The organism is Luteimonas sp. RIT-PG2_3 (assembly GCF_054902115.1).
Genome location: NZ_JBUBPF010000008.1, coordinates 1 through 15,058, shown reverse-complemented (window position 1 = coordinate 15,058; position 15,058 = coordinate 1). Strand labels below are relative to the sequence as shown.

The 15,058-nt window shown below is 65.2% G+C and carries 10 protein-coding genes; 9 read left to right on the top strand and 1 reads right to left on the bottom strand.

Annotated elements, in window-relative coordinates; all coding sequences use genetic code 11:
- The first annotated feature begins 3 nt into the window (after positions 1-3).
- Positions 4-2,151 carry an Atxe2 family lasso peptide isopeptidase gene (locus ACYX7E_RS13140; RefSeq protein ID WP_462081040.1) on the top strand — a complete coding sequence of 716 codons (2,148 nt, stop codon included), beginning with the start codon at positions 4-6 and terminating at the stop codon, positions 2,149-2,151.
- Between the two features lie 32 nt (positions 2,152-2,183).
- Here the strand turns inward: ACYX7E_RS13140 and ACYX7E_RS13135 are convergent, their stop codons facing one another.
- A complete protein-coding gene (locus tag ACYX7E_RS13135) occupies positions 2,184-3,197 on the bottom strand; it encodes a hypothetical protein (protein ID WP_462081039.1) in 1,014 nt (337 codons plus the stop codon).
- A gap of 209 nt (positions 3,198-3,406) precedes the next feature.
- On the opposite strand from ACYX7E_RS13135, the gene ACYX7E_RS13130 reads away from it, so the two are divergent.
- The 8 genes from ACYX7E_RS13130 to ACYX7E_RS13095 all read left to right on the top strand — a co-directional run.
- Entirely contained in the window at positions 3,407-4,102 is a 696-nt protein-coding gene (locus ACYX7E_RS13130; RefSeq protein WP_462081038.1) for an aspartate/glutamate racemase family protein, read from the top strand.
- A gap of 234 nt (positions 4,103-4,336) precedes the next feature.
- A complete protein-coding gene (locus tag ACYX7E_RS13125) occupies positions 4,337-4,693 on the top strand; it encodes a type II toxin-antitoxin system prevent-host-death family antitoxin (RefSeq protein WP_462081037.1) in 357 nt (118 codons plus the stop codon).
- Complete coding sequence (locus ACYX7E_RS13120; protein ID WP_462081036.1) at positions 4,693-5,331, top strand: hypothetical protein; 639 nt, start codon at positions 4,693-4,695, stop codon at positions 5,329-5,331. Before ACYX7E_RS13125 ends, ACYX7E_RS13120 begins: the two co-directional genes overlap by 1 nt.
- Positions 5,332-5,654: 323 nt before the next feature.
- A complete protein-coding gene (locus ACYX7E_RS13115) occupies positions 5,655-6,338 on the top strand; it encodes a YjfI family protein (RefSeq protein ID WP_462081035.1) in 684 nt (227 codons plus the stop codon).
- Positions 6,335-7,090 (top strand): PspA/IM30 family protein, encoded by a 756-nt coding sequence (locus ACYX7E_RS13110; RefSeq protein WP_462081153.1) that lies wholly within the window; start codon positions 6,335-6,337, stop codon positions 7,088-7,090. The genes ACYX7E_RS13115 and ACYX7E_RS13110 overlap by 4 nt, the downstream gene beginning before the upstream one ends.
- Positions 7,091-7,117: 27 nt before the next feature.
- A complete protein-coding gene (locus ACYX7E_RS13105) occupies positions 7,118-7,750 on the top strand; it encodes a hypothetical protein (protein WP_462081034.1) in 633 nt (210 codons plus the stop codon).
- A 124-nt stretch (positions 7,751-7,874) separates the two neighbouring features.
- Positions 7,875-9,869, top strand: a complete 1,995-nt coding sequence (locus tag ACYX7E_RS13100; RefSeq protein ID WP_462081033.1) for a hypothetical protein — start codon at positions 7,875-7,877, stop codon at positions 9,867-9,869.
- A 170-nt stretch (positions 9,870-10,039) separates the two neighbouring features.
- Positions 10,040-15,058, top strand: a 5,019-nt coding sequence (locus tag ACYX7E_RS13095; RefSeq protein ID WP_462081032.1) for a DNA repair ATPase, incomplete at its 3' end; no start/stop codon positions are given.

Sequence of the window (15,058 nt, the reverse complement as noted above, 5' to 3'; positions counted from 1 at the left end):
GCCATGTCACAGATCACACCGGGGCACAGCACCGTCGCCAGGACAAGACCTGCCATCCGCAACGGATGTCTCGCGGCCATCGCAGGTGGCCTCTTGCTGGCCAGCGCAAGCCCAAACGCAGGAGCACGGACCGAGGTCCGTCACGTCACCCCTCAGGATCTCGTGCAGTTGCGCGATATCGGTGGGCACCACCAGGGCAGGATCAGCGTCTCCCCTGACGGCACCAGGATCGCTTACCAGTTGCAGACGCCTGACCTGCAGGGCAACACCTATCGCCTGATGTGGTACGTGGTCTCAACGACGGGAAATCATCCATCGACCGAGCTGGCCGATGGCGGCGAGCTTCTGTTGAATCCGGAGAAGATGTACATCACCAACGGCAACAGGCCGCCGGCATCGGCCGTATGGGCCGCCGACTCGAGCCGGTTCTTCCATCTCAAGCGTCTGGACGGGCGCGTCCATGTCTGGGAACAGCCCCTCGACGGCAGCCAGCCACACCAGATCACGTCCGGCGACCGGGATGTCATGGATCTGCGGCTGTCCGTGGACGGCACTCGCTTGCTGTACTCGGTATCAGAGCCGATCGAAGCGACCCGCCAGGCCCTGCAGCAGGAGGGTGAGCGCGGCTATCTTTTCGACGACCGCTTCAGGCCGTTCTCGGAGCGTTGGCCGACCCGTCACTGGTGCGGCGAGGGCTGGACGGACACGGTGTCGATCGAGCGCGCCTGCCGTCCTCCGATCAGGGTTTACGGGTTGGCATCCGGGACCGAAAGAGAGGCGCTGCCTGCCGAACGCGACGAGTTCGATACGCTCGCCCGCACCCCTACCGACCGCGCAAGCATGGCGCGTGCGGCAGGCAGCGAGAAACGCGGCGCATGGTTCCAGGACATGGGAAAAGGCCTGGTCTCCGGCAGTAGGTTGCAGGCATCCATCGCGGGTCGCACCCGCGAATGCCGGCATGACGCCTGTGCGAGCTTGTCTTTCTCTGGCCCCTGGTGGAGCGCGGGCGCGGAAGAAGTCTTTTTCATCCGCCGCAACGTCGGCGCAGGCACGCGCGAGCTTATGGCCTGGAATCCCGAACAGGACGTCGTCCGCAGCGTGTGGGCCGGAGACGACGTCATGGACGATTGCCAGGTTCGTGCAAGCCGGCTGTATTGCCTGCACGAGACCCGGGATACTCCGAGGAAGATCGTGGCCCTGTCACTTGCCGATGGAACGCGCGAGACGGTCCTGGACCCCAATCCTTCGTTCGCCGGGATGAGCTTGACCCGTCACAGGAAGCTGACGTGGACAGACCAGTATGCAAACGATGTTTTCGGATGGCTGACGCTTCCTGCCGGGTATACGCCAGGACGGCGCTATCCGCTTGTGGTCCTGCCCTACAACGCATCCGGCTTCCTTCGCGGCGACACCGGTGATGAGTATCCAGGGCATGTCTTTGCGGCGGAGGGAATGATGGTATTGAGCATGTCGATTCCGGTCGACATGCTGAAGGAAATCGAGCATCGCGATGAGGTGTCGGATTTCGATCATCTGCGCGGACGCATCTCTGCCTTCTCTGCGCTTGAGCGCATCCTGGACCAGTTGGACCGGGAAGGACTGATCGATCCTGCTCGCATCGGCATGACCGGCTTGAGCAACGGCGCGATGCAGGTGCACTACGCGTTGATCAACTCACACCGGATCACGGCTGCCTCGGTGAGCGGAGTGGTCACCCCGGAGTCCTGGTACGACATGGAATCGACGCAGGTGCGCCGTCACATGCGCGACTGGTGGGGCGGCGCACCCTCGGCCCAGCTCCCGAACTATCGCCTCAACTCGTACCACCTCAACGTGGATCGTATCGACGCGGCCCTGCTGGCCAATGTCAGCGACGAAGAGTTCCTGGTCTCCAACCAGGAGTTCAGCGCCCTTAAAGATGCCGGCAAAGCCGTGGAGATGCACGTCTTTCCCGGCGAACACCACATTAAATGGATGCCCCGGCATCGATTGAACATCTATCGCCGCAACGTGCAATGGTTCAAGTTCTGGCTGATGGGCATCGAAGACAGCACGCCCGTGGACCCGGACCAGTACCAGAGATGGAGAGCGCTGCGTGATGCCCGGTCGCAGGTGAAGCACGGACCGGGAGAATCCAGAAGCAGAGGCTGAGCGGCGACGGCGATCTGCTCTGGCAGCCTGCCTCAAGGACAGTCATAACCGAAGTCATACAACCGCCACCCTGCCACCTTGCCGCCTTTGCGGAAGACCAGGTGCCTGCGACAGTTGCGGAAGCTCTCGTGCACATGCGACTGCGTCATCTCGCCGACCTTGCCGCGCGCACCGATGACGTCCACGCTCGACTGCACGACCTCGTAGGTGGGTCGTGTGTATCCGAACACCAGGCTGCGCGTCTCGCCGCTGGTGGCCGCCTGTTCGGGGGCACCCCATGCACCGATGACCCTGTCCTCGGTCCAGCCCTGCATGCCAGCGAACGCATGCTTCTGCTCGTCGCTCTTGCGATCGAAGTTGTCATGGATGGCCTGCATGAATTCAGCCTCCTTCTCCACGTTCTTCATGGTCTCCGCCATCTGCTCGGTGAAGGCCAGGGCTTCCTGCTTCCTCGCGTTGAGTTCGGCGGCGGTCAGGCTGGTCGTGATCGGCGGTTCCGGTGTTTCCTTCCAGAAATTGGCATAGCTGTAGGTCACCATGTCGGTCAGCAACGGCAGCTCGCCGACATGGACCATCCCCATGTCGGCAAGCAGTCGCGTGTTTCCCTTGGCCGCGGCATTCAACGCGCTGTCGAGCTTGTCTGGTTCGCAGGCGATGGCATGGACGCGACTCGGCCAGCCGACGCCGATCCTGGTCGTGACGTTGGGACTCGAAGTCTCCTGCGTGCTGTTGCGGGTGAACAGCGTGGCCTCGACAATCTTAATCTCGCGGCGGCCGCAATGGATGTGCACTTCATAGATGATGGCCAGCGGTGCCGACGGATTCTCGAACACCTGCTGCACCATCACCTTGGTCATCTTGGCATCGAACAAGGCCTGCGGGCCTGCGCTGGTCGCCGCCTCCAGCGGCATGTCCAGGGGTGTCATCAATCCCCTGAAGCGCGAATAGACAACGCTCCTGTCGGGGGCCTGTTCGCCTTCGATGCCGACCAGCAGCCATTGTTCGGCATGGGCATGCGAGGCGCTCAGGGCCAGGAGGAGTGACAACGTGGCGCGCGTGATGTGCTTGAGCATGGAAGCCCTTACAAGGATGATGGTCGTCGACGCCTAGCCGGTATCGAACGGCTGTGCTGCGGGCGGCCAGGCAGATGATTCCTTTCGTGGCGCTGCACCGGCGACGGCTGTGACGAACAGCACGGCAGGTGGTACCAACGACCGCATCTGCGTCTTCCGGACACGGCACACAGGAGTCTCCAATGCGCACCATCGGCCTGATCGGCGGCATGAGCTGGGAATCAAGCGCCGAGTACTACCGCCTGATCAACCAGCAGGTCCGCGACCGGCTGGGGCCCCTGCGTTCGGCGCAACTGCTGATGCACAGCGTCGACTTCGGTCCTGTCGAGCAGGCCCAGCACGCGGGGCGCTGGGAGGATGCGGCCGCCATCCTGGTCGACGCGGCCCGCCGACTGCAGGCTGGCGGCGCGGACTGCGTCGTGCTGTGCACCAATACGATGCACAAGGTCGCCGACCGGATCCAGGCGGCAGTGTCCATCCCCTTCCTGCATATCGCCGATCCGGCAGGACAGGCTGCGCTGGACGCAGGCACGCGGATCGTGGGCCTGCTCGGCACGGCCTTCACGATGGAACAGGATTTCCTGAAGCAGCGCCTCGTCGACCGCGGCCTGCAGGTACTGGTGCCGGACGCGCAGCAGCGCGCATCGGTGCACCGGATCATCTACGACGAACTGTGCGCCGGCATCGTCAGCGAATCCTCTCGGGCCACCTACCAGGATGTCATCCGATCGCTGCAGGCCCGTGGCGCGCAGGCGGTGATCCTCGGCTGCACCGAGATCGGACTGCTGATCCAGCCTGGTCACAGCCCCCTGCCCCTGTTCGATACCACCTTGCTGCATGCGCGCGCGGCGGTGGCATTCGCATTGCAGGGCTCCTGATCAAGGCGATGCGGACCCGGTAGCTGCTTGCTGTCTGCGCCCCACGCAGGCTGGTCGCGTTGGACAAACCCATGGTACGTTCAATTTTCAAGTCAATAAATTATAATATATTCAATAATTTGAGAATAATTTATTACTTTCTACATCAAGTTCATGCCCCCCCCACGCCGCGAAATATACCCATTTCACCCAAAAAGGGTATATTTCCCTCATCCATCTGATGGGAGACGGGCCATGGCGATGATGCTGAAACTGGACGCGATCGAAGACCTGCCGCATGCGCCGGCGTCGGACGTGAAGAAGCTCGGCTGGCGCGGCGTCATGAAGGCCATCGCCCGCCAGGGCAAGGTGGTGGTCACCAACCACAACGAACCCGAGGCCGTGATCCTGTCGGCCGAGGAGTACGGCGTGATCCTGCGTGCGCTGGATGAAGCGGGTTCGAAGCACGCGTCCGCGCTCGACACCCTGCGCCATCGTTTCGACGAACGCCTGGCCTCGCTGCAGGCGGCCGACGCCGGTGATCGTCTGCGTGCGCTCGCTCGCGGTCCAGCCAAGCTCGGCGGCAAGGTCAAGGCCGGCGCGAGCCATTGATGGCGCGACCCGTGCTGTATGTGCTGGCCGGCGTCAATGGTGCCGGCAAGAGCTCCATCGGCGGCTATCTGCTGCAACAGGCGGGACTGAGCTGGTTCAACCCGGATACCTTCGCGCGCGAGCTGGTCGCCGCGACCGGCTGCGGCCAGGGCGATGCCAATGCGGCCGCGTGGCAGGAAGGCATGCGCCGCCTCGACGTCGCGCTGGAGGACAACCTTCACTACGCGTTCGAGACCACGCTGGGCGGCCGCACGGTGCCGGCCAGGATCCACGCGGCGGCGCAAACGCACGACGTGGCGATCTGGTTCTGCGGCCTGTCGTCGCCCGAGCAGCACATCGCCCGCGTCCGCGCACGCGTGCTGGCGGGCGGCCATGACATTGCCGACGGCAAGATCCGCGAGCGCTATCCCGCCGCGCTGCAGAACCTGATCGCATTGATGCCGGTGCTGGCGCAACTGCAGGTCTACGACAACAGTACCGAGGTCGCCCCCGGCGAAGCGGTGCCCGATCCGGTGCTGCTGGCGCAGATGGAAGACGGCAGGCTGGTCTTTCCGGCCGTGGACGACCTCGACGCGCTGGCGCGCACGCCCGACTGGGCCAAGCCGCTGCTGGAAGCCGCGCTCTCGCTGCAGGCCTGAGCAAGCGCGTTGGCCACGCCGGCATCGGCGCGCCCTGCTCTCGCCTCGTAAGTTCTAGCCTCGCATGCCCAAGGCTTCGACCGGCGCATGTAACGATACGGCGATCTCGCGGCCAGCCGTCTGCGCGGCCCCTGCCTGCGTGCCCTCGCCTCCGCACGGGCTCGGGCTGGTCGCGCGTTGCGGACCCGTTTTATACCGTCGGGCTGCGCTGCTCGATCCCGGCGCGCGGTGCTGGTGCTTGGCCGCGACCGGGCTGAGCCCGGGGCGCGACTGCCTCGCAAAGACCGCTTGACGTGCTTTCATGTAAGCCATAGCCTTCTTACATGAAAGGATCCCTGCCAGCCAAGCCATCGACCCTGCACCAGCGCAGCTACCGGGAACGGATGCGTCAGCAGGGCCTGGTCAAGAAGGATGTCTGGATCCGACCCGAACACGCCCCCGACCTCGCCGCGATCGAGAAGTCGATGCGCGAATCCAGCGCCGGCTGGACGGCGCCCGAGGCGGTGGCGTTGCTGTCCGGTGACACGCCCGCCTGGACGACGCAGGCAATCCACAAAGCGTTGTCGGCGCATGCGTCGCCCAGCAGCGGCGGCGACCACGGTGGCCATCCGGGCACCGGCATGGTCTCGATCGAATGGATCGAAGGCGCCGAACCCAGTGTCTGCCTGCAGATGCATGGCTATGGCGACCTGCCGGTCTTCGTGGTGGCCGGCGTCGAACAGGTCGTCGTCGAGGCCTATCTGTGGCCGCTGTCGGCCGTCGCCGATCCTGCCGCCTTCAATGCGCTGGTGCTGCGGACGCACCGCTTGCTGCCGCTGACGACGATCTCGATCCAGATCATCGCCGGCGAACCTGCCTACATCATGTCAGGGGCCCTCGACAGCCGCTCCAGCTTCGCCAGCCTGTGGTTCGAGATCGAGACGCTGGCCGACAACGTCATCAACGCGACCGAAGCCTACGCCAGCTATCTGGTCGCGACCGACGACGATGGCGGGGAGCACGCATGAATCCGCTCAAGCTGATGCTCAAGCGTGCCCAGGAGGACTGGAACGAGATCGGCGACACCCTGTTGGGCAACCACTCGCAGCGCATCCTCGACGACGAGATCCGCAACGTGGATGCCGCGCTGCGCGACCTGCGCAACGAAGCGTTGAACGCCAGGGCCAGCCTGTTCACCAACGACGAACGACGGCAGGCGTTGTTGCTGTCGATCGCCGAACGCGAAGATCAGGCCGGCAAGGCGTTGCGCCAGCGGCGGAAGGCGTTGGCGCGGGATATCGCAACGCTGATCGCGGGGCTTGAGCGCGATCTGTCGGAAACAGACGAGCAGATCGCGCGCATCCAGTCACATATTGTCCGGTTGCAGCATCTGATCCAGCAAGGCGAAGGTAAACTGCGTCGGCTGAAGCACCAGCTCGACACCATCCGGGTCAGCGAAAGCCTGCAGCGCGCACAGGAGGCCGTCGGCGAGCGACGCGGGGGGATCGGTGCATCACCGCCGCGCAGCGCACTCGACCTGCTGAAGCGGGCGCGCAGCGCTTCGGACAAGGAGGGCAATCCATCGCCTCGCAACGCACACGACCATGGAGAGCCAACGCTGGACGCACGCTTGAGGGAAGCCGGGATCATCGATGACCAGGAACAGGCGGATGCCGTGCTGGCCAGGCTGGAACAGCGCATCAAGGCGTCGGCATCGTCGCTTGCGTCGACAACCACCAGGCCGGCGCCCCCTAAGCCCGGCAAGCCGAAACAACCGTGACAACATCGCCATGAACAGGGGAAGTCCATGAACGCGTTCCTGCAGACCTGCCTGACGTTCCCGACGCTGCCCTACAGCATCGTGCTTGCGTTCTGCGTCATCTACTGGGCGCTGGCGGCGACCGGCCTGATCGACATCGACGGCTTCGAGGGCATCGCGCTCGGCGACAGCGACGTCGACGTCAATACCGGGCCCGGCATGCTCGCGCGGCTGGGCCTGGGCGGCGTGCCGGTGATGCTGGTGATGTTGCTGGTGTCATTCTTCGGCTGGATGGCGACGTACTTCGTGCACCTGCTGGTACTGCAACACGTGCCCGACAGCCTGCGCCTGCTCGCTGGTATCGGCGTGCTGATCGCCGCGCTGGTCCCCGGCGTCGTGGTCTCCTCGCTGCTGCTGCGACCGCTGCGCAGGCTGATCGTCAAGCTGCGCCCGCCGATTCCCCCTTCCCTGCTCGGCCGCACGGCTATCGTCACCACGCCCGAGGTCGACGAGCGCGATGGCATGGCGTCGATGGACAACGGTGGCGCAGGGCTGATCCTGCAGGTGCGTGCCCGCGCGCCCGACCGTTTCAAGCGTGGCGACGCGGTCGTTCTGATCGAGTTCGACAGCCAGCAGCATGCCTATCGGGTGATCCCCGAGGAACGATTCAGGCAGGCCTGATTCCGGGATGCGACCCGGCCAGGCATGACGACACACGCACCACCGATCCCGTCTCGCAGCCGGTAGGCAGGATCGATCCAGAACGTTTTGAGCGACACCGAAATCCATCAAAGGAGTTGTAGTGATGAACCTGTCCATGATTGCCCCGTTCCTGATCGGTCTGGGGGTCCTGCTGGTGTTCGTGCTGGGCATCGTCGGCCTGTTCAAGGCGTTTTACGTCAAGGTCGATCAGGGCACCGCGCTGATCGTCAACGACATGAGCTCGCAGCCCAAGGTGCACTTCACCGGCGCGTTGATCATCCCGGTGCTCTATCGCGCCGAGTATATGAAGATCAGCCTGATCACGCTGCAGATCGACCGCCGCGGCAAGGAAGGCCTGATCTGCAAGGACAACATGCGCGCCGACATCAGCGTCGCCTATTACCTGCGCGTCAACGAGACCCAGGAAGACGTGCTGCGCGTGGCCAAGGCGCTGGGCGCGGACCGGGCATCGGACAAGAACGCGGTCGATGAGCTGTTCAACGCCAAATTCTCCGAGGCGCTGAAGACCGTCGGCAAGAAGTTCGATTTCATCGAGCTGTTCGAGCATCGCGAGGAATTCCGCGACGAGATCGTCAAGGTCATCGGCAAGGACCTCAACGGCTACGTACTCGAGGACGTCGCGATCGACTACCTGGAGCAGACCCCGAAGAACCTGCTCGACTCGACCAACATCCTCGACGCCGAGGGCATCCGCAAGATCACCGAGCTGACGGCGGCGCACAACGTGGTCACCAACGAACTCGAGCAGAACGAGCGCCTGGCGATCACCAAGAAGAACGTCGAGGCGCGCGAGGCCACGCTGGCGCTGGAACGCCAGCAGGCCGAGGCCGAAGCGCGGCAGAAGCGAGAGATCGAGAGCATCCAGGCACGCGAAGAGGCCGAGATCATCCGCGTGCAGGAAGAGCAGCGCCTGATCTCCGAAAACGCGCGACTCGAAACCGAGCAGGCCGTGCAGATCCGGGACCAGAACCGCATCCGCGAAGTCGAAGTCGCCGAACAGAACCGCCAGCGTGCCGTGAGCATCGAGGTCGAGCGCGTCGAACGCGCGCGCCAGCTCGAGCGCGTGACCACGGACCGTGAGGTCCAGCTGCAAGGCGTCGAGCGCGACAAGGTCGTCGAGCAGGGTCGCATGGATGTCGCCAACATCACCCGCGAGCGCATCTCGATCGACAAGACCGTCGCGATCGAGGAAGAGCGCATCAATGAAGTCCGCCAGGTCGCCGAGGCCGATCGCGCCAAGCAGGTGACGATCCTGGCCGCGGAAGCCAAGGCGCAGGAGACGCTGGTGCACGAGGTCAAGGCCGCCGAGGCCGCCGAGACCGCGGCCAAGCACCGCGCGGTCGAGATCACCACGCTGGCACAGGCGGAGCTCGACGCCGCCAGCAAGGAAGCCGAAGCCAAGAAGGCGATGGCCGAGGGTGTCAAGGCCGAGAAGGCCGCGCCCGGCTTGGCCGATGCGCTGGTCAAGGAAGCCACCGCCGGCGCGATCGAGAAAGTCGGCGCCGCCGAAGCCCGCGTCATCGAGGCCAAGGCCGAGGCCAACTACAAGCAGGGCAATGCCGACGCCCGCGTGCTGGCTGAAACGCTGGCCGCCAAGGCCGGTGGCGAGGAGCAGATGGGCCGCGCGAAGGCGACCGCATCCGAAGCCATCGGTTCCGCCGATGCGCTGGTGATCGGTCGCAAGCTCGCGGCCGAGGCCGAAGGCCTGACCGCGAAGTTCGAGGCAATGGGCACGATGAGCGACGCCGCGCGCAACCACGAGGAATACCGGATGGCGCTGGAGACCAGCCTGGAGCAGGCATTGGCGTCGATCGAAGCCGGCAAGAGCGTCTCCAAGGAAAACGCCGAGGTCATCGCGACCGCATTGCGCGGCGCCAAGGTGGAACTGGTCGGCGGCGACGGCGGCATGTTCGACGCGCTGGCCAAGTCGCTGTCGCTGGGCCGCTCGATCGAAGGCTTCGCCGGCAAGAGCCCGCTGGTGCAGGACCTGCTGCAGCGCTACCTCGGTGTCAGCGCCGGCGGCCAGAATGCCGCGCGCCCGCTGGCCGACGACCACGCCAGGGTCGAGGAAGGCTGAGTCATCCCGACCGCCGGCCGGAACCCGCATCCATCAGGTTCCGGCCACACCGACGGCTGTGGTGTCGATTCGCATCGAACGACAGGTCTGGAGACGGGCGACACGCAGGAATGGACACGTTCGCGACGGGCAAGCCGGGACCGGCAGCAACATCAGCAAGGTGAGATGACATGGCCGAAAGTAGCGCCGACAACAAGCAGGACACCGCGACCGCCGCCCAGGCTGGCAACCACCAGCAGATCGACCAGGCGGTGGCCCAGGGCGGCGCCTACGAGGTGTTGCGCAAGCGCCTGAGCGAGCAAGGCGCGCGCCTGCGCGGCGTTGCCGACACGCTCAACACGCGTCGCCTGCAGGAGTTCGGCGACAGCCGGATGGAGATCCTCGGGCGCCTGCGCATCCGCACCGAGAACAACTGCGTTGGCCGCGACATCGTGCAGGTCGGCGACCAGCTGCTGTTCGGCTTCAACGTCTTCATCGGGCTGAAGACCCAGACCCGGATCGAGGACGTCTTCGGTCTGTACAAGCTCGTCGAGACCCCCGACGGCTACGACGTCTCGCCCGTCGAACTGGCCGGGAGTTTCCTGGGCCAGCAGGCGTTCGTCCACGACTTCAACGAGCTCTACGCGTATTACAAGGATGCGCGCCTGCTGCAGTTGATCGTCATCGACAGCAAATTGTTGGCGTCGTTCCAGATCGGCGAACGCCGCACCGACGTGCGCGTGTTCCGCTGGGCGATCGGCAGCGATGGCGCGATCACCTACATCGATGCCCGTGGCGAGCGCGACATCGCCCTGCCCCCTCCGTTCGATTTCGAATGGACGCGCGCCACGCGCGAGATCGCCGTCAATGGCCGCTTTCCGCACCTGAACATCTACGACACATTATTCGTCGAAACCACCGGTGGCGACCTGACGATCAAGGTCGAGAACAACACCGAGTCCGGGGCCGGCATCTATAGCGAGCCGGTCGACGACAAGACCCAGTCGCTGGACGATGCGGTCTTCGACTATGCCCGCGTCGGTTCGCTGATCCTGCTGAAGATCCTGCCGTACCGGGAAACCGAGTGGCGCGGCCTGGTATACAACACGCTGACCGGCAAGGTCACGCGCGTCGATGCGATCGTACAGGCCTGCGTGCAGCTGCCCGAGGACCACGGCATCATCTTCCCGGGCGGCTACTACCTGCAGAACGGCGAGCACAAGGCCTTCGATGCGGCCATGGACGGCATGCAGTTCAAGCGTGCGATCCGCTCGCCCAATGGCGAGGACGTGCTGTACGTGTTCTATGAGCGGGCCAGCGGCCTTGCCGCGCTGTTCGTCTACAACCTGATCCAGCGCAAGTTGCAGAACCCTCTGTTCGCACATGGCTATGCCCGCCTGGTGGACGGGCGGATGGTGCTGTTCCATGCCGAGAACAACGACCCGACCCGCATCCACCAGATGCAGGTCTGGCAGACCCCGTTCACCAGCGACGAGTTCGCCGCGACCCGGCCGCCGGGCACCAGCTTCCTCGGCCGCATCGGCAATGCCGAACTGGTCCGTGCGATCTCGAACCTGTACGACCTGTCGCGCACGATCGACAGACAGGAGGTCTCGGTCCAGCGCTACCAGTCGCTGACCCACGACACCCGTCGCCTGTTCGACGCCCATCACTGGTTCGACAACGACAACTGCGAGGGCCTGGATGCCCTGCTGCACGAGATCACCGCGACCGGCGAGTCCGTGCTGGACGAGTACGAGAAGGTCGAGAGCATCCGTCGCCAGTCGGACACGGCGATGTCCAGCGCCCGCGGCGATCACCGCACGTTGATGTCGCGGCTGCTGCCGGAGAACTGGAACACCATCCAGGAGTTCGTCGACGCCCTCAACGCGATCACCCGCCAGCGCGGCCACCTGCTGACGATCCGCGAGTACCGCTACATCGACACCGCCGCCATCGACGCGATGACGGCCGAGCTGCAGCAGGCACACGATGCCATCGGCAGCGCCACCGGCACGTTCCTCGGCAGCGACAAGGCCCTGCAACCGTTCCAGCAGCGCCTGCAGGAGCTCGACAGCCAGGCCGCGGCCGCCAGCACCGCCCGCCAGCTCGCCGAGCACCTCGACGGCATGCGCGCGATGAGCGCCGACCTCGACATGCTGTCGGAACTGATGGCCAGCCTGAAGGTCGACGACGCCACCCAGCGCACGCGCGTCGTGGAATCGATCTCGCAGATCTATGCCCGGCTCAACCAGGCCCGTGCGCGCGCCGAGCAGCAGCGCAAGTCGCTCGGTAGCGCCGAGACCGTGGCGCAGTTCGGCGCCCAGTTCACGCTGTTCGGCCAGGCCATCACCAGCGCGCTCGGCCTGGCAACCACGCCGGAACGCGCCGATGAGCAACTGTCGCGCCTGATGGTGCAGCTGGAAGAACTCGAGAGCCAGTTCGGCGAGCACGAACAGTTCCTCGGCGACATCCTCGGCAAGCGCGAGGAACTGCTGGAAGCCTTCGAGTCCCACAAGCAGGCACTGCTCGACGATCGCCAGCGCAAGGCCGCATCGGTCATGGACGCGGCCAACCGCATCCTGGACGGACTCGGCCGCCGCACCGAACGCTTCGCCACGCCCGACGAACTGAACGCTTTCTTCGCCGGCGACCCGCTGATCCTCAAGCTGCGCGAACTCGCCGAGCGCCTGCGTGGCTACCGCGACGCCATGAAGGCCGACGATGTCGACGCCAGGATCAAGGCCGCCCGCGACCAGGCCGTGCGCGCCCTGCGCGACCGCAGCGAACTGCTCGAGGATGGCGGCAACGTCATCCGGCTTGGCCCGCGCCACCGTTTCAGCGTCAACACCCAGCCGCTGGACCTGACCATCCTGCCGCGCGGCGACGGACTGGCGATCCACCTGACCGGCACCGAGTACATGGAGCCGGTGCGCAGCGAAGCGCTCGACCACCTGCGCGACTACTGGCAGGCCACGCTGGATTCCGAATCCGCCGAGGTCTACCGCGGCGAATACCTGGCCGGGCAGATCCTGTCGGCAGCGCTGGCCGGCAGCGATGGCCTGTCGCTGGACCTGCTGGAACGGCAACTGCCGGACCTGGAAGCCTTGTCGCGCACGGTCGCCCAGTTCGCGGCGCCGCGTTATCGCGATGGCTACGAGAAAGGCATCCACGACCACGACGCCACGCTGATCCTGCGCGCCCTGCTGCCGCTGCGGCAGCAGGCGGGCCCGCTGATCCACACCCCCGATACGCGTGCGCTCGCGCTGGCCTGGTGGTCGCAGCAGTCCGATGCGACGACCCAGCACTGGATCGACCGGCTGACGTCCGCGCATGCGATCCGGCGCCTGTTCGCTAGCGATCTCGGTCTCGACCACGCCCGGCAGGAGCTCACGCAAGCGCTGGCGGCGTTCGCGCAGGCGCATCCGCTCGACCTGGCCCATCCCGATCCGCGCGGCGCGTCGACCTATCTTGCCGATGAGATCGTGTCGGGCAGGCCCGATTTCAGCATCAGCCGATACGCCCCCGAACTGGTCGCCGCGCTCGACAGATCGCTCCAGGACGGTGGGCTCGCGGCCACGTTCCAGGCCGCGATGTCGCGGCTGCAGGACCAGTTGTCCGCCCGCTGGAGCCTGGCCCGGCAATGGCTGCAGGCGATGTGCGCGCAGCCCGCGCATGCCGGCCTGGCCGGCTTCGTGCATGAAGCGGTCGCGCTGATGCTGCTGGGCAGGCAGCTGCCGCACCAGGTGCGCCAGATCGAGCTCATGACCACCGTGCAGGGGCTGCTGGGCGAACATCCGCGCATCGCCGGGGGCACGCTGGCGCTGTCGATCGACGAGACGCTGTCGCGGCTGCGCCGGCATGACGAGCACTACGTCCCCGGTTTCCGCCGCTATCAGGGCGAGCGCCATGAACTGATCGTGCGCGAGCGCGAAGCCTTGCGGCTGTCGGAGTTCAAGGCCCGTCCGTTGACGTCGTTCGTGCGCAACCGGCTGATCAACGACCTGTACCTGCCGGTGATCGGCGACAACCTCGCCAAGCAGATGGGCACGGTGGGCGACGACAAGCGCAGCGACCTGATGGGCCTGCTGATGATGATTTCGCCGCCCGGCTACGGCAAGACCACGCTGATGGAGTACGTGGCGCACCGGCTCGGCCTGATCTTCATGAAGATCAATGGCCCGGCGCTGGGCCATGAGGTGCGTTCGGTCGATCCTGCACAGGCACCCGACGCCACGTCGCGACAGGAGCTGGAGAAGCTGAACCTGGCGCTGGAAATGGGCAACAACGTGATGCTGTACGTAGACGACATCCAGCACACGCATCCCGAGTTCCTGCAGAAGTTCATTTCGCTGTGCGACGGCACGCGGCGCATCGAAGGCGTCTGGAAGGGGCGCACCAAGACCTACGACATGCGCGGCCGGCGGTTTGCCGTGGTCATGGCCGGCAACCCGTACACCGAGTCCGGCGAAGTCTTCAAGATTCCCGACATGCTGGCCAACCGTGCCGACATCTACAACCTCGGCGACGTACTCGGCGGCATGGAAGAAGTCTTCACGCTGAGCTACATCGAGAACTGCCTGACATCCAACCCGGTGCTGGCGCCGCTGGCCACCCGCGACCTGAAGGACCTGTACCTGCTGGTCGACAAGGCCAATGGCAAGGAGGTCTCCGGCAACGCGCTGTCGCATACCTACAGCGGTGCCGAGATCAACGAGATCGTCGCCACGCTGCAGCGCCTGATGAAGGTCCGCGACATCGTCTACAAGGTCAACCAGCAGTACATCGTCAGTGCCGCCCAGGATGACCGCTACCGCGTCGAACCGCCGTTCCGGCTGCAGGGCAGCTACCGCAACATGAACAAGCTGGCCGAGAAGATCTCGCCAGTGATGAACGATGCCGAGTTGCAGCAACTGATCTCCGACCACTATCTTGGCGAGGCACAACTGCTGACGACCGGTGCCGAGGAGAACCTGCTGAAGCTGGCCGAACTGCGCGGCGTGCTCGACGACGGCCAGCGCAAGCGCTGGACCCAGATCAAGGCCGACTTCCTGCGCAACAAAGCGATGGGCGGCGACGAGGCCGATGTCGGCGGTCGCGTCGTGGCACAACTGGCCGATATCGCCGGTGGCCTGCAGTCGATCGGAGATCACAGCCAGTCGCGGGACAGCGCACCCGCGGCGCCATGGCCGCAACTGCTCGACGCGCTG